We start from the raw sequence: 13,454 nt of genomic DNA, 5'->3' as shown, positions 1-13,454 counted from the left end.
CAATGAGATGCGCTAGGGCGCTGGCGGAAAGCGGAACCGTGCGCTTACTCGTTCTCGCCAGCCTTCGGTCAGATTGGCCTCCACCACACCCAGCCGTTCCTGCGCATGAATGAACCGGTCGGCGCTCACCATGATGCCGCAGTGCTTGGGCTCCGTCGCCCGATGGAGGCGAAACAACACCACCTGCCCTGCCCGCAACTCGCCTGCCTCAGGCAGCAGCAGCCGCTCGGCAGCCTGGCGCAGCGCACCAGCATTGAGCGGATCGCGCATGTTGGCACGATAAGGCGGCATGGCCTCTGGTTCAGCGCCATACAACATGCGCCACACGCCGCGCAGCAGGCCCAGGCAATCGCAGCCGGCACCCGGCATCGACGCCTGATGCCGATAAGGCGTGCCGAGAAACAGCCGCGCTGCTCGCACCACATCCTCGCTCATTTCACCACCGCCCGGCCGTCCATGGCCTGTCCGCTGCGCGGATGGCGCAGCACATAGTCACTGCCTGGAATATGAGGAAAGCCGCGGAAGTTGACGCCATTGCCGAACTTGCCCTTGCAGGTGGCAAAGCGCCGGTCACAGCCTGCCAAAACCGTCAGCGTGTCGCCCACGGCCACCCAGTCCCCGAGCTTGACCGCAAAGCTCAGGATGTCCGTGTTCCCGCTCCTGGTATGCGTCAGCACGCCGTCGCGCAGGCCAATGCGGCGCCCGCCCGTCCAGATCACCGTGCCAAAGGCAAACCAATTGGCGGCATATCCCTCCAACCCCGCCACGATGAGCCGATAAGGATCATCGAACCCCAGCACACCCGCTGTTGCGGTGAATGCCGGCTGGTCCAGATCCACCCCACAACGCCCGTCACCCACGGATGCATCGCACATCCCCTGGTAGACGCGCCCGCGTGTGCGGTTCAGAGTCTGCTGCCCGGAGCGCAGCTCTGCCCGAAACACCCCGTCTTCCCTCACGATCTCCCCGATCGTGTCGGTTCGCAGCAGCAGACGCTGCGAAGGCTCCATCCAATTGACCCGCCAGGTCTGCACTTCCGCACCGTCATAGCGGCCGAGCAGAATATCATGCTCGCTGATCGCCTCGGCATGGAGCATGCCCAGCACCTCGCTAGTTTCCACCTGCGCGCCAAGCTTGGACGGCGCCTCACCGCCATCGAGCCCATGCGCCGGTACGAAATCCGTTTCGCCAAAGCGCAGCGCTTCGTCATGGTCGGTAAAGCCGAGCACCAGCCCGTCCTGCCGCTCGATCCGCCAGCAATTGGCCAGCGTCGTCTCACCCTGCGCAAAAAGGGCGGCAAACCCGGGCTCCAGCGTCCTCATGGCAGGATCTCCACTAAGGGGATGGAGGGAACTTCCGCCCCGTCGAAACTGCTCAATTCCACATCGAGGCGATCGGTATCGAACCGCACCGGCACGTCGAACAGGAACCCAGCGGTTATTTGTGCTCCTGAAGCGGGCGGAACGGCAAAGCACACCGTCCCACCATCCATGCTCCAGTTCTCCGTCAGCTCCGCGCCATCGACGGCAATCCTGACGCTGCCCGCCACAGGCCACGCAATGGGCCTGAGATAGGGATCGAAGTTCGCCCCATAACGCTTGGTCAGGCCGAACTCCGTTCGCGTCCCGTCGCCTGTGCCGATCAGCTGATCCAATGCCGTTGGCGTCGTGCCATTGCTCGAATAATCGAGCCCATCGCGCCACAAAAACCCATGCAGCCGCCCTCGCCGCTCCTCGAAGAACGCCAAGACCTCGGCCATATCCGCGCGAGATTTCACGCCATAGCCGGCATTGTAGCGCCGCCGGGAATGGCGCCAGCGCCCGTTGCGCTGCTCGCCCCCACCGGCCAGTTGAACAACATCGGTCCGCCGCTCCGGCCCACCTCGCGCCCCCAGCGCAACATCGAGCGGAAAGCGAACAGGGTGAAAAGCCATTTCTTTGGTCCTTAGATTTTAGAAGTAACCACATCCCCCGCCCACAACAGATCGTCACCCTCGGGCTCGACCCGAGGGCTCTTCACTTTGGATGGATAGGAAGTGCAACGCCCTCGGGGCGAGGCCGAGGGTGACGATCCAGCCGGAGCCCCTAACTCCCCCTCGAGCCCCGCCGCACCGCCCGCAACAACATGGCGGAAATCTCCGCCTCGCTCCGGGCGAAGCTCCTTGCATCCTGCGCCTGCACATTGAACGTCACATGCACCGCGCCACCGCCGCCCGCGACACCGAGCCGACCATCGGCCCCGCGCTGCAGCGGCATGATAGCCTCCGGCCCCGCCTCCCCCATCAGACCCAATCCATTTCCGAGAGGAAAATAACTGGGCGCCGCAATGACCCCGCCCTTGGCAAACGGCGTTACCTGGCCCAGCGCCGGATCGGCGCCAGCAAAGAGATTGCCCACCACGCCCCCGAGCAGATCACCAAATGGCTTGATCGCCGCCTTGAGCGCGATATCGGCAAAGCTGCGCGCAATGTCGCCCAGGAGCGAGCGGAAGGACTTTCCGTCCAGCAATGCTCCGCGAAACGCAGTGCTGATCGAGCGCGCCACGCCGTCCGCCAGATCGCTAATGCGCTCTAGCTCAAGGGAGACATCGCCCAGCTCGTCGCCAAAGCTGTCGGGAAAAAAGCTATCGCGCATCGGGAAAACGCTCCATCAGGGTTTCAAGTGTCGGGCGCTCCAGCGGGCCGCTCCGCTCGCCCATCACCGCGCCCCAGGCCGCTGCCAACTCCCGCGGCGTCATTGCCCAGAACTCGCGCGGCGGCAGGTGCAGTACGCCGAGCCCGAAGCGCATCGCCGCATCCCAGGGGAAGGCATTCATTGCGCTTCTCCAAAGGTCGCCCGCAGCAGGCGCGCCGCTATTTCCGCTGCGCCGCGAATGCCGCCTTCAATGCTGAGCCGCGCGAGATCGTCATCGCTGATCGCATGACCCCCGCCCCGCAGCCCCGCCCCGATGATCGCCGTCAGGTCTCTCGCCGACACCCGCCCGTTCCCAAACCGCTCCGCCAGCCCCGCCAGATCACCCGCCTGCAAGCGCTGCTCCAGCTCCGCCAGAGCCCCCAGCGTCAAGCAAAGCGTGCGCCTCTCCCCACCAATCTCCGCATCGATCTCGCCGCGCTGGATGATCGCCATTTCTTCTACCCCTTCCAAATTTCCTGAAACCTCATGGTGAGCTTGTCGAACCATGAGAGTGGGCACACCGATGCTGCCACGGCCTCGTCCTTCGCCAGGCTCAGGATGAGGCCTACTAGTGCTTCTGATAACCATGAAACCACCCCAGGGAAGCCGCCCTCGGCAGATGGTGCAGGGACGCGCTACCCGCCCCACCGTCATCACCAGGCTCGTCCGGGTGATCCATTTTTCCACTTGCGCAGCGCCCTGGATTGCCCGGACCAGCCGGGCAATGACGCTCAACCCGCAGGGACAAATGCCTCAATGCGCCGTAAAAACCACCTCGCCCGCGCTCTCGAGCGCCAGGTCGAACGTCACTTCCCCTGCATGATCCGCCGAAAACTCCAGCGCCACGATCTGGAACGGGCCCTGCACAGTGCCAAAGTCGGGCAGGATCAGCTGCCAGTTGCGGATCGTCCCGCCGAAGAACAGCTGCCGGATCTGCGCATCGGACGCCGTGTCCTTGAAGACACCTGCCCCGCTCACCGAAGCCCGCTTCACCCCGCCGCCCGCCAGCAGCTCCCGCCAGCGTCCGGCGCTTTCCTGATCCGTCGTGTCAACGCTCGCCGCATTAAACGCCAGCTGCCGTGTACGCAGCCCGGCCACCGTCAGAAAACTCCCCGACCCCGTTTGGTCGAGCTTCAAGAGCATATCCTTGCCACTCTGGGCCGCCATTTCGATCTCCAAAAAATTTCTCACGCTCCATCGTCACCCTCGGGCTCGACCCGAGGGTTCTCCATTTGGGATGTGTTCGTAAGCGCAGCCCGCACGCGTCGAGCCCCAGCGTGGCGATCCGATGGGCGCTACCCCTCGCTCAAAAACCGCAGCGTCACTGCCGCGCGAGCCAGCCCCGTCTCGTCATCGATCACTGTGTCCGTGCGCACATGCTCTGCATGCGTCACTGCATCGAGCCCCAGCGCTACCGCGACGAGACGCTCGGCAATCTCCAGCACGCGCCGGCGGCTGGGTTGGTCCGCCCAGCAGTGCACCAGCACGCGATGCTCCTGCAGCACAGCCAGGTCGCCGTCGCGCTGCACTATGTCATGCCTTCGAATCACCACATAAGGTGGCGCCTGCCCCTTTGCCGGGGCATCAAATACGGCTCCGCCCACCAGCGCCAGCAGCGCCGCATCGCTCTTGAGCGCCACTACCAGCGCTTCCTGCACTTCGATGATGGGGTGCATGGCTAGCCGGTCCAGCTCGTTTCGCTGCACGTGCAACTGAGATAAGCGCGGCGCCCATTAAGATCGTCCGCGCTCACCACCTCAAGGTTGCGGCCCCGATAAACCAGCCGGTCCCCGGGCGAGACATCCTTGCGAAAGCGCAAGACCACGGCATGCGAGACCGTCACATTGCGCCCGTCCGCAGCCACGCCATCGCGCCCACTGAGCGAACGCACCCGCGCCCAAAGGTTCGTCACCGGCACGAACATGCTGGCATGCCCGCCCCCAGCCTCCCCCACCATCTCGCGTCGCTTGAACTGCACCCGATCCGTCAGCGTCCCGATCGGCGGCACAGCGGCGCTCATAGCCGCACCTGCTTGTGAACGGCTACCATCCGGTCGAACCCCGAAGGCACCACTGCGCCTGAACCAGCAACGATCACCGCATCACGGTGCTCGAACCAGTAAGCCACCAAAGCCAGCAAGGCCTGCCGAAGGTCGGCCGGCACATCCTCGGGCTCGGTGCCGAACCCCGCCACATAGTCGATCTCTATGGCGTGTCGCTCGCGCAGAACTGGCACGCCATTGAGCTGGCGCGGCAACACGAGCCGGTCCGGCTCGCGGGCAAACTGGGCCAGCGGCACGGTGTGCCCGATGCCGTCATTATTATAGGCAATGATCTGCTCAACACTGATAAACGGCGTCACCGGCAGCTTCACCTGCCCGTTCTGGGGCCATTGGTCGAGCACCATCCGCCAGGTCTGCGCCAGCAGTGCCCGCCCCGTAATCCCCTCCACATGCAGCCGCGCCGCCCCGATCAGCGTTGCAACCAGTCCATCCTCGGCCTCGTCGTCAAGCCGCAGATACGCCTTCGCCTCGGCAAGCGAAACCGGCTCCTGCGCGGCCCCCGCGAGAAGATAAGAAGTCATTGTTTTTGCCTTTTGTGTGCTTGTTCCCGCGGGACGCGTCTGCCCACGATGTCGGGTGGACAGTAGGCCCAATCACTCCGTCACCACCCGGCTTGTCCGGGTGGTCCATGGCGCCGCGCACGTGGTGAAATGGATTGCCCGGACAAGCCGGGCAATGACGCTGGAATGAGAGACCGTGCCTTACGAGGCCGCAAATTTCAGCAGCTTGATCGCGTCATAGTCGGCGATGCCGCCACCCACGCGCTTCGTGGTGTAGAACAGCACATAGGGTTTGGAGCTGAATGGATCGCGCAGGACACTCACGCCCTGGCGGTCCACGATCAGATAGCCTCGGCGGAAGTCGCCAAAGGCCACCGAGAGGGAATTGGCCGCGATATTGGGCATGTCCTCGGCCTCGACCAGCTCAAACCCCATGAAGCGCGCCTTGCCGTCGGCAGTTGTCGCTGGCTGCCAGAGGTAATTGCCGTCTGCATCCTTGAGCTTGCGCAGCGTGCCCTGCACCTTGCGGTTCATCACCCAGGATGCATTCTGCCGGTAGCCGGCCTTGAGCGAATAGACCAAGTCGATCAGCACATCGCTGGCATTGCTTGTGGGCAGCGAGCCAGCGACACCCGTCGGCACATAGCCCAGATTGCCCCAGCTCCAGCTGGTTTCCGCCACCGCATTGGCCGTCAAGAACCCCTTGGGCTTGTTGACGCCATCGCCCAGAACGAACGCCGTGGTTTCCTGCGCCGCAAAGGCGGCATTCACCTCGTCGGCGATCCACTGCCCCACATCCACGGCCGCATCGTCAAGAAACGCTGCGGTCGCTGCCGGCATGGCATAGAGTTCGGTCGTCGGATAGCTCAGCTCCGCCAGGGTCTGCGACGCCGTTGTCGGGCGCGCCGCCGTCTCGCCCACCCAGCCAACAGCTGGCCCCGTCACCGAGATCGGCCGTTTGTAGACCGAGCCCGACACCTGACGCACGCCGGCAATGGCGCGGATCGGCGACACCGTTGTCATGAGCCGCGTGATCTCGGTTTCGGTTTCGCTGGGCACGAAATAACCGCCATCGGCACCCACGCCGACCGACAGCGCCTTCTCCTCGCCGCGCTTGACGTAGCCGGTGAACGCCTCCTTGTATTCACTCTCACCATGCGCCGCCTTGCCGTCCAGCTGCGGGCGCGCCCGCTCTACCATGGCCCGGTCAAGCGCAGCCTTTTGCCCGTCCAGCACAGCGTTGAGTCGGTCGAGCTTGCCTTCCAGCAGGCCATCGGCCGAGCCGCGCTTTTCGAGCTCCTCCAGGCGCTGGTCATTGGTGGCCTTGAACTCTTCAAAGGCCTGCGAAAATTCGGCAAAGAGCACGGCAATATCGCTCCCTGCGCCGGCCTTGGTTTCAAGGCCGTCACTGTTGATGGTCATGTGCTTGTATCCTTAGCTGTTACGGATCGTGTGCGTGGCAGCCGCAATAGCGGCGCCCGTCGAAAGGAGGGAGGGCGCGATCCGCGCATCCTCCATCATGGGAAAGGTCACGATCGAGATCTCAAAGAGCTCGATCTGCCAAAGCTTGCGGATGCCGCCCTCGCGCGTTGCCCGCACGGTGCGAAAGCCGATGGACAGGCCATCGAGCGCCCGGTTCTCGATTAGGCGGCGCAGCGCGTCGGCGCGCTCAACGCCCCCGACCAGCCGACCATGAACATGAAGCCCATGGCTATCCTCCGCCATGGCCTCCCAGATGCCGACCGGCTCCTTGGGATCATGCTGGAACAGCAGCCGCACCCGGTCACGTCGTTTCGCAAGGCTGCGCGCAAACGCACCAGGCATGACCATGTCGCCGCCGGCATCGACGCGGTTGAAGACGCTGGCATACCCCGCAAACCGCCCATCGGCGCTGATCGGAATGGCCGCCATTAGCGCTTGCCGATCGGCTTGGTCGCCGGCTTGCTGCTCCCCTTGGAGCTGGCCAGCGTGCCCGCCAAATTCCAGGCAAATTGCCGGAACGTCTGCTGCGCTGTTTCCCGGCTGGTCTTGCTCGGCATGGGTTTAATCTCCCTTCTTGAACAATTGATTCAATGTCGCGATCTCGCGCACGAAGTCGTTGAAGTGCTGGTTGACCTTGCTGAGCTCGCGCAGGCTCCACACCAAAAGCGTGCTCGCCCCGCCCGCCCACAAAAACAGCGCCAGATGCGCCAGATCCCCCCGCTCCACGACGGTTTTGGTCAGCTCGTCCATGATCGTGATCCTCTTGTCTCCCCCACACGGTGTCACCCCGGGCCTGACCCGGGGTCCATCTCGAGATCTCAGGATGGATCCCGGCTCGAGGCCGGGATGACACCGAGTTTGCCGGCCCGCAGGAAGCCACCTAAACCCCCAACATCGCCCGCTTCTCCGCATCGCTCAGGAACTCCGCACCCCCGACCCGCGCCCATAGCTGCGCCCGATCCTCCGCCAGCGCCTCGACGCCTTCGAAATCAGGCGCGAGCACTGCCCCACCGAACGCCGGAGCGAGCCAATTGCTGAGCTCCTCGGCCACGCGCACCACGAGTGGGATCAGCGTATGGCGCCACAGCGCCCTATTGGCCTCGGCCAGATTGCTGTAGGTATTGTCGCCGGGTATGCCCAGCAGCATGGGCGGCACGCCAAAGGCCAAGGCGATGTCGCGCGCCGCCGCGTTCTTGGCTTCGATGAAATCCATGTCCCGCGGCGAGAGGGCAATGGTCTTCCAGTCCAGCCCACCCTCGAGCAGCATGGGCCGTCCGGCATTTGCCGCACCCGAAAAGTTCTGTTCCAGCTCGCTCTTGAGCCGCTCGAACTGCGCTTGCGTTAAATTCTGCCCCGCGACCGAATACACCAGCGCCCCGGATGGTCGCGCCGCGTTGTCCAGCAGCGCCTTGTTCCACTGTGCGGCGGCATTGTGGATATCCAGGCTTGTTGCTGCTGCCTCGAGCGGCGCCATGCCGTAGTGATCATCCAGCGGATCAAACAGCGCCATATGAAGCACATGAGGCACGGGCTCGCCGTCCTGTCGCAACCGCGTGGTACGGCCGCCGACCGTATAGTCGTAAGCCGCGGGCCAGCCATCCTGGCCTGCCACAACGCTTACCCTGTCCGGCCGCAGCGCGAACAAAGCCCGCACCTGCCCATCCACCATTCCAGCCTGAAGATAGGCATTTCCCGCCGTCTGCAGATAGGCATAAACCCCTTCCAGCAATTCCCCGCCCGATTGACGCCCATTGGGCCGGCGCAGCAAATGGGCCAGCGGATGCTCGTCGAGCCTGCGCCCACCTTCGCTCACCACCAGCGGCACCCGATTGGCCGTTTCGGCGATCAGGCGGATGCAGCGATAGACCACCGGGTTGCGCGCATATCCTTGGTTGGCGAGGCTCGCAAAACCCCGGCTGCTCCAATTGGCCGCCCCCAGCTGGCTCAAGCTCACCAGCGTCTGCGTGCCATAGGCCTTGTGTTCGGCAGGCGCGTTTGTTCCCCCGCCCAGGAGGCGGTTGATCCAGTTCGGCATGGTTTTGGTTCCTATTCAATCGGGGCCGTGCATCATCCCGCCCCACCCACAATGTCACCCACCCACAGATCGTCACCCTCGCGCGAAGACCCGAGAGCCCTACACTTCTGCCACGACCGCAGGCCCCCTTGGGTCAAGCCCCAAGATAACGGGTGGTGAATGTCGCACCACGTCGGAGGATAGGGCCCTATATCCCCTCAAAGCCCCCGCACCCGCGGCCGCCCCTCGCCCAGCAGCAACTCCGTCACCGCCCAGACCAGCGCATCCACCCTGTCGGGCGAATGTCCGTCGCTCTTGCCGCCCGGCCCAAAGGCACACATCTCGTCCTCCAGCGCACTTAGCCCTTCGGCATGCGATACCAGCCCTCGCCCATAAAGCGCTGCCACCGGCTCTGCCCGCAGCCACTTGCCACGCGAGGCCCGCACCTCGCGCACCGGCACATTGCCATCGATCTGCCCGATCACTGATCGCACGAGATCACCGCCCTGGTTCACCTCGACCACGATCGCGTCCGCATCATGCGCATGAAACGCGGCCACCGCCCGCCGCGCCCATGCCAGGGGCGCGGCCGGCTTGAGCGTGCAATCCTCCAAAACAGCAACGCCCTCCCCCAAGCGTCCCGCCACCACGATCCCGCAAGCATCCGACCGCGCATTGCCCGTCACTGGCGGATCAACCGCCACCACAATCCGCTCCAGCTGCCCACCCGTGAATGGCCTGAACATGCCACGCTGCCAAAGCGCATCGGGCAGATCGTCGATCAGTTCGCCCTCGAGCTCCTGCCGTCCCAACACGGTGCCGCGATAGCGCGCCACCACGGCCTCAAGGAAAGCGGGCGCAAGCTGCGCGCGGTTGTCTTCCGTACGCATGCGCGTCACCACGGCATGCGGATCAGCCAGCAGGCGCTTGACGAGCCGCGTCGGGCGCGGTGTGGTCGTTGCCAATTGCTGAGGCCGATCACCCAGCCGCAGACCGAACTGCAGCTGGTCCCAAGCCTCTTCCCCATGCGGCCATTTGGCAATCTCGTCGCACCAGGCCGCCGCGAACTGCGGCCCGCGAAACCGGTCCGGGTCCGACGCCGACATGATCATCGCCTCAACCCCATTGGGCCATCGCAAGCTGTTCCCGCGCAGGACAGGCCGCTCTTCGTCAGGGTGGGTGTTGAGAATACCGCTATCCCCCCGAACCATAATCGATACGGCCTCGGTCATGGTTTCGCCCACCAGGGCGATGGGCCCGATCCCTTTTGCCGCCAGCGTGCGCACCCATTCGGCACCTGCCCGCGTCTTGCCCGAGCCGCGCCCGCCCATCAGCAGCCAGGTGATCCAATCTCCTTCAGGCGGCAATTGCTTGGGCAGCGCCCATTGCCGCCAATCGTAATAAAGCTGGACGATCTCGGCGTTGGTCTTGTCTGCGAGATCCCCGAACTCTTCAGCGGTTCTGGAACTGTTCAATGCGCTTAGCCAGCTTGCTGCGAAGGTCGTCCATATTCTTCGTGCTGGCCGGTTCGGCATTAGGCTTTGCCGCACCCATCTCGATCAGCTTTTCCAGCGTCTTGACGTGCGTGCCCAGCACATTGGCCTGTTTGTCGATCGGTTCGTCCACTGCGCTCTCCAGGCGTTTGAGTTGTTTATCAAGGACCTTGAGCATCTGCGCGACCATGTCCTCCTTGCGGGGGATACGGGCGCGGGCACTGAGCCAACCCTCCATCTCCCGGCGGTAGCGCAACTGCGCGATTGTGATCCCGTACCGCTTGCAGATGGTGGCCGGCACAAACAGCCGCCCCTCATATTCGGCGCGAACGTCGTCCCAGCGAACCCCGGGTTCGGCTGCTGTTTCCATGGCAATGACTCGTTTGTGAATCGATCTTAACTTTTAAGCGGAACTTGCTGGAATCCCGCTGGATTCGTCTTTGCGGAGTCAAAAAGGGGAAACCCGATGTCCGCCGCGATCCGCCACATCCACTACAAGCCCGCCGACGAGGAGCTCTCCATCTGGTTCGGACCAGAAGGACGGCGCTACAAATATTTCGGCGTTCCTGAATTCATCTATGAAGGCCTGCGCGACGCCCCATCGCGCGGTCAGTTCTTCAACCAGTCGATCAAGGGACGCTTCGAGTGCCGCCGCATCGACCTGCCCGACCCCAAAACCCGCCGCTGGCAAGCCATCCGCAACGCCTCCTGACCCACTTTTGCGACCATAGCTGAACTATAGCCGACCAGCGTCACGCGGGGAAAAGATGGATAAGTTTTTCGGGTTTCTTGTTGGTAAGCCATCGCCTCCCCCCACCAACAGCCCGTCACCCTCGGGCTTGACCCGAGGGCTCTACACTTCCCTTACGCACCGCAAGCGCAGTCCCCTTGGGTCAAGCCCAAGGGTAACGATCGTAGGGCGTGGCATCATTGCGCCCCGCCCATCCCAGCCCCACATGGGCATGGGCAACATAGCCGCCCCGGCCCCGATGTCACCCCGGGCCTGACCCGGGGCCGATCCCGAGATCCCACCCCAGCCGCAAGGTGGTTCCCGCTTCCCACCTTTCGTCACCCTCAGGCTTGACTCGAGGGCTCTACACTTCGCCCTCCCCGGCAAGTACAGTCCCCTTGGGTCAAGCCCAAGAACCCGGGCCCCCTCACCCAAACTTGCGCCGCGCATCGAGCGCCAGTCCCAGCCCCACACTCCCCAGCACATCCGTGCGTACCAGCTCCGCCTCAGGAAACAGCGCCTCCAGCCGCCGTGCGATCGCTGGCACCTGCGTTGACCCACCGGTCAAAATCAAGCTATCCACCGCCGCGCTTCCCACCCCGGCCCGCTTCAGCGTTTCGCCGATCGTCGCCTCGATCCGCCCTACCGAATTGCCCAGCGCCCGCTCCAGATCCTCAACCCCGATCTCCGCCTCCAGCACGTTGTTGCGCACCGGGAACCGAAACTGCGTCCGCTCCCGCTCCGACAGCTCGATCTTGCTCGCCTCCACCGCACCCACCAGCTGGTGCCCTAGCCGGTCCTCGATCAGCTCGATCATGGTGCCCACCCGCTCGGGCGCCTGCGCCTCGCGCATGGTCCCGCGCAAATCCCGCAGTGTTTGCGCATTATAAAGCCGGTTGATGCGGTGCCAGGTGGAAAGGTCATAATAAGGCGCCACCGGCAAATGCCGCTTGCTGTCCCGCGTCATCGTGCCCAGCCCTAGCTCGGGCATGACCTTGCTCATCGACAAGAGCCGGTCGAAATCCGTGCCGCCAATATGAACACCCGCTGTTGCCAGTATATCTCCGCTGCGATCCGCCGAGTTCGCCCGCTCCGGCGACACCCGCACCAACGAAAAGTCCGACGTACCGCCGCCCAGGTCAACGATCAGCGCCAGCCGCTCACCATTCACCTGCCGCTCATAATCGAGCGCCGCCGCAATGGGCTCGAACTGGAATTCGATCTGCCGAAACCCTTGCGCCCTGACAGCACTTTCCAACTGGTCCTGCGCCGCCCTATCCGCCGCCGGATCGTCATCCACGAAATGCACGGGACGGCCGCACACCACCTGGCTGATCGGCGCATCCCCCTGCGCCTCGGCGCGGAGTTTCAGCTCGCCCACAAAGATGCCCAGAATTTCAAGGAAGCCATAGCTGCGCCCCTTGATGCGGGTCGTATCGCCCATCAGCGAAGTGCCCAGCACGCTCTTGAGCGAGCGCATCAAGCGCCCGTTTGCCCCTGTCACATATTCCGCCACCGCCTGGCGGCCGAAGTGGACCGCATCGTCCTCGAAGCCGAAAAACAGCACGCTGGGAATGGTCTGCCGCCCATCCTCCAGCGCCAGCAAATGCGGCACACCATTCGCGCCCACCCGCCCCAGGGTTGAATTGGACGTGCCGAAATCAAGGCCGCAAGCAAGGGCGTTGGACATAGCGATCTTCCAAAAGCCTCATGGTGAGCCTGTCGAACCACGAGGTTGAGCGAGTGGAGGGCGCCCCAACTGCCCCTTTCTTGAAGGACAAGGTCTGCTGCAGGAGGGAGGGCGCCGCGCGAGGACGGCCCTCTTAAAACCTCATCTCGCCCCTTGCAAGACTAAGCCGCCCGGCGCCTGCGCTCCTCGGCCGGCCGCAGATCCGCCACTTGCAACCGCCCCAGCCCCTTGCGCTGCGCCTTCTTAAGCGCACCCGCCGCCCTCTCGAAAAAGCCGGTATCGTATTCGCCGCGCGGATTGATCACCGCCAATCCCATGCTGACAGTCACGATCCCCGCATGGCTTTCCCTATGCGCCACGCCCAGCTTGCGGATGGCCTCGGCAATATGCCCGGCGCTGGTTTTCGCCGGCACCAGCGGCAGATCCGGCAGCGCTACCACGAAAGTCGCCTGCCCCATGCGAAGGCAAAGATCGCCATCGCGCGGCAGGGCGTCGGCAATAGCCCGCATCACCTGGCGCACGCAGCGATCCGTCGCGTCCTTGCCATAAACGGCAAAGAACTCGCTCATCCGATCGATTTCAATCACAAGGAGACTCATAGACACCAAGCGCGTCGCGGCCATGGCCCAGCTGCGCCCAATTTCCTCCTGGACACCGGCTTGCCGCGCCTGCGCCGCCGGCCCCTCACTCGGCATTCCTTCCCGTGCAGGTGGCCGCAGCGCACCCAGCGCCATGCGCACCCTCGCCCAGAAATCGTCACTCTGCTCGATGCTCGCCAGATCTGTCATGCCGCGGCCTTTCGTGGACACAC

Annotated in this window: 20 protein-coding genes; 1 reads left to right on the top strand and 19 read right to left on the bottom strand. The window is 64.1% G+C overall.

The features are described from left to right. Positions 1 to 12: 12 nt before the first annotated feature. The 17 genes from DDE77_RS02140 to DDE77_RS02065 form a co-directional block, all read right to left on the bottom strand. Positions 13 to 435: an NlpC/P60 family protein gene (locus DDE77_RS02140; RefSeq protein ID WP_108395769.1), complete on the bottom strand. Its 423-nt coding sequence runs from the start codon at positions 433 to 435 to the stop codon at positions 13 to 15. Then, positions 432 to 1,322 carry a DUF2163 domain-containing protein gene (locus tag DDE77_RS02135; RefSeq protein ID WP_108395768.1) on the bottom strand — a complete coding sequence of 297 codons (891 nt, stop codon included), beginning with the start codon at positions 1,320 to 1,322 and terminating at the stop codon, positions 432 to 434. The genes DDE77_RS02140 and DDE77_RS02135 overlap by 4 nt, the downstream gene beginning before the upstream one ends. Beyond that, the gene (locus DDE77_RS02130; protein ID WP_108395767.1) at positions 1,319 to 1,933 is read right to left on the bottom strand and encodes a DUF2460 domain-containing protein; all 615 of its coding nucleotides are present in this window, start codon (positions 1,931 to 1,933) and stop codon (positions 1,319 to 1,321) included. Before DDE77_RS02130 ends, DDE77_RS02135 begins: the two co-directional genes overlap by 4 nt. Positions 1,934 to 2,084: 151 nt before the next feature. Continuing rightward, positions 2,085 to 2,633 (bottom strand): phage tail tape measure protein, encoded by a 549-nt coding sequence (locus DDE77_RS02125; protein WP_108395766.1) that lies wholly within the window; start codon positions 2,631 to 2,633, stop codon positions 2,085 to 2,087. Continuing rightward, positions 2,623 to 2,814 (bottom strand): rcc01693 family protein, encoded by a 192-nt coding sequence (locus DDE77_RS02120; protein WP_108395765.1) that lies wholly within the window; start codon positions 2,812 to 2,814, stop codon positions 2,623 to 2,625. The genes DDE77_RS02125 and DDE77_RS02120 overlap by 11 nt, the downstream gene beginning before the upstream one ends. Beyond that, entirely contained in the window at positions 2,811 to 3,125 is a 315-nt protein-coding gene (locus DDE77_RS02115) for a gene transfer agent family protein (RefSeq protein WP_108395764.1), read from the bottom strand. The genes DDE77_RS02120 and DDE77_RS02115 overlap by 4 nt, the downstream gene beginning before the upstream one ends. A gap of 300 nt (positions 3,126 to 3,425) precedes the next feature. After that, entirely contained in the window at positions 3,426 to 3,839 is a 414-nt protein-coding gene (locus DDE77_RS02110; RefSeq protein ID WP_108395886.1) for a phage major tail protein, TP901-1 family, read from the bottom strand. Between the two features lie 128 nt (positions 3,840 to 3,967). Further along, positions 3,968 to 4,348, bottom strand: coding sequence for a DUF3168 domain-containing protein (locus tag DDE77_RS02105; protein WP_108395763.1), 381 nt, complete (start codon positions 4,346 to 4,348; stop codon positions 3,968 to 3,970). 2 nt (positions 4,349 to 4,350) lie between these two features. Then, positions 4,351 to 4,692, bottom strand: coding sequence for a phage head closure protein (locus tag DDE77_RS02100; RefSeq protein ID WP_108395762.1), 342 nt, complete (start codon positions 4,690 to 4,692; stop codon positions 4,351 to 4,353). After that, complete coding sequence (locus DDE77_RS02095) at positions 4,689 to 5,255, bottom strand: head-tail connector protein (protein ID WP_108395761.1); 567 nt, start codon at positions 5,253 to 5,255, stop codon at positions 4,689 to 4,691. Before DDE77_RS02095 ends, DDE77_RS02100 begins: the two co-directional genes overlap by 4 nt. Before the next feature lie 180 nt (positions 5,256 to 5,435). After that, positions 5,436 to 6,656 carry a phage major capsid protein gene (locus tag DDE77_RS02090; protein WP_108395760.1) on the bottom strand — a complete coding sequence of 407 codons (1,221 nt, stop codon included), beginning with the start codon at positions 6,654 to 6,656 and terminating at the stop codon, positions 5,436 to 5,438. Between the two features lie 12 nt (positions 6,657 to 6,668). Further along, entirely contained in the window at positions 6,669 to 7,145 is a 477-nt protein-coding gene (locus DDE77_RS02085) for an HK97 family phage prohead protease (RefSeq protein ID WP_108395759.1), read from the bottom strand. Further along, positions 7,145 to 7,273, bottom strand: a complete 129-nt coding sequence (locus DDE77_RS20020; protein ID WP_281261282.1) for a hypothetical protein — start codon at positions 7,271 to 7,273, stop codon at positions 7,145 to 7,147. Before DDE77_RS20020 ends, DDE77_RS02085 begins: the two co-directional genes overlap by 1 nt. A gap of 4 nt (positions 7,274 to 7,277) precedes the next feature. Beyond that, entirely contained in the window at positions 7,278 to 7,466 is a 189-nt protein-coding gene (locus DDE77_RS02080; protein ID WP_108395758.1) for a hypothetical protein, read from the bottom strand. Between the two features lie 130 nt (positions 7,467 to 7,596). Then, on the bottom strand, positions 7,597 to 8,751 hold the full coding sequence (locus tag DDE77_RS02075; RefSeq protein ID WP_108395757.1) for a phage portal protein: 1,155 nt from the start codon (positions 8,749 to 8,751) through the stop codon (positions 7,597 to 7,599). A 197-nt stretch (positions 8,752 to 8,948) separates the two neighbouring features. Beyond that, positions 8,949 to 10,205, bottom strand: coding sequence for a DNA-packaging protein (locus tag DDE77_RS02070; protein WP_245895051.1), 1,257 nt, complete (start codon positions 10,203 to 10,205; stop codon positions 8,949 to 8,951). Further along, positions 10,183 to 10,593 (bottom strand): hypothetical protein, encoded by a 411-nt coding sequence (locus DDE77_RS02065; protein ID WP_108395755.1) that lies wholly within the window; start codon positions 10,591 to 10,593, stop codon positions 10,183 to 10,185. Before DDE77_RS02065 ends, DDE77_RS02070 begins: the two co-directional genes overlap by 23 nt. Before the next feature lie 96 nt (positions 10,594 to 10,689). Here DDE77_RS02065 and DDE77_RS02060 point away from each other — a divergent pair, with 96 nt between their 5' ends. Next, positions 10,690 to 10,935 (top strand): KTSC domain-containing protein, encoded by a 246-nt coding sequence (locus DDE77_RS02060; RefSeq protein ID WP_108395754.1) that lies wholly within the window; start codon positions 10,690 to 10,692, stop codon positions 10,933 to 10,935. Positions 10,936 to 11,380: 445 nt separating this feature from the next. On the opposite strand, the gene DDE77_RS02055 is transcribed toward DDE77_RS02060, so the two are convergent. Together DDE77_RS02055 and DDE77_RS02050 are read right to left on the bottom strand one after the other, a co-directional pair. Next, entirely contained in the window at positions 11,381 to 12,643 is a 1,263-nt protein-coding gene (locus tag DDE77_RS02055; RefSeq protein WP_108395753.1) for an Hsp70 family protein, read from the bottom strand. A gap of 161 nt (positions 12,644 to 12,804) precedes the next feature. Then, positions 12,805 to 13,452: a diguanylate cyclase domain-containing protein gene (locus DDE77_RS02050; RefSeq protein ID WP_157959613.1), complete on the bottom strand. Its 648-nt coding sequence runs from the start codon at positions 13,450 to 13,452 to the stop codon at positions 12,805 to 12,807. Between the last annotated feature and the right edge of the window lie 2 nt (positions 13,453 to 13,454).

The organism is Devosia submarina, assembly GCF_003056345.1.
GTDB lineage: Bacteria > Pseudomonadota > Alphaproteobacteria > Rhizobiales > Devosiaceae > Devosia > Devosia submarina.
The sequence above is the reverse complement of the archived record's forward strand: the minus strand, read 5'-3'. Positions and strand labels throughout refer to the sequence as shown.

Bases quoted from the DNA above. Each gene is read 5' to 3' on its own strand.
- DDE77_RS02140 (WP_108395769.1), bottom strand. From the start codon at position 435: ATGAGCGAGGATGTGGTGCGAGCAGCGCGGCTGTTTCTCGGCACGCCT.
- DDE77_RS02135 (WP_108395768.1), bottom strand. From the start codon at position 1,322: ATGAGGACGCTGGAGCCCGGGTTTGCCGCCCTTTTTGCGCAGGGTGAG.
- DDE77_RS02130 (WP_108395767.1), bottom strand. From the start codon at position 1,933: ATGGCTTTTCACCCTGTTCGCTTTCCGCTCGATGTTGCGCTGGGGGCG.
- DDE77_RS02125 (WP_108395766.1), bottom strand. From the start codon at position 2,633: ATGCGCGATAGCTTTTTTCCCGACAGCTTTGGCGACGAGCTGGGCGAT.
- DDE77_RS02120 (WP_108395765.1), bottom strand. From the start codon at position 2,814: ATGAATGCCTTCCCCTGGGATGCGGCGATGCGCTTCGGGCTCGGCGTA.
- DDE77_RS02115 (WP_108395764.1), bottom strand. From the start codon at position 3,125: ATGGCGATCATCCAGCGCGGCGAGATCGATGCGGAGATTGGTGGGGAG.
- DDE77_RS02110 (WP_108395886.1), bottom strand. From the start codon at position 3,839: ATGGCGGCCCAGAGTGGCAAGGATATGCTCTTGAAGCTCGACCAAACG.
- DDE77_RS02105 (WP_108395763.1), bottom strand. From the start codon at position 4,348: ATGCACCCCATCATCGAAGTGCAGGAAGCGCTGGTAGTGGCGCTCAAG.
- DDE77_RS02100 (WP_108395762.1), bottom strand. From the start codon at position 4,692: ATGAGCGCCGCTGTGCCGCCGATCGGGACGCTGACGGATCGGGTGCAG.
- DDE77_RS02095 (WP_108395761.1), bottom strand. From the start codon at position 5,255: ATGACTTCTTATCTTCTCGCGGGGGCCGCGCAGGAGCCGGTTTCGCTT.
- DDE77_RS02090 (WP_108395760.1), bottom strand. From the start codon at position 6,656: ATGACCATCAACAGTGACGGCCTTGAAACCAAGGCCGGCGCAGGGAGC.
- DDE77_RS02085 (WP_108395759.1), bottom strand. From the start codon at position 7,145: ATGGCGGCCATTCCGATCAGCGCCGATGGGCGGTTTGCGGGGTATGCC.
- DDE77_RS20020 (WP_281261282.1), bottom strand. From the start codon at position 7,273: ATGCCGAGCAAGACCAGCCGGGAAACAGCGCAGCAGACGTTCCGGCAA.
- DDE77_RS02080 (WP_108395758.1), bottom strand. From the start codon at position 7,466: ATGGACGAGCTGACCAAAACCGTCGTGGAGCGGGGGGATCTGGCGCAT.
- DDE77_RS02075 (WP_108395757.1), bottom strand. From the start codon at position 8,751: ATGCCGAACTGGATCAACCGCCTCCTGGGCGGGGGAACAAACGCGCCT.
- DDE77_RS02065 (WP_108395755.1), bottom strand. From the start codon at position 10,593: ATGGAAACAGCAGCCGAACCCGGGGTTCGCTGGGACGACGTTCGCGCC.
- DDE77_RS02060 (WP_108395754.1), top strand. From the start codon at position 10,690: ATGTCCGCCGCGATCCGCCACATCCACTACAAGCCCGCCGACGAGGAG.
- DDE77_RS02055 (WP_108395753.1), bottom strand. From the start codon at position 12,643: ATGTCCAACGCCCTTGCTTGCGGCCTTGATTTCGGCACGTCCAATTCA.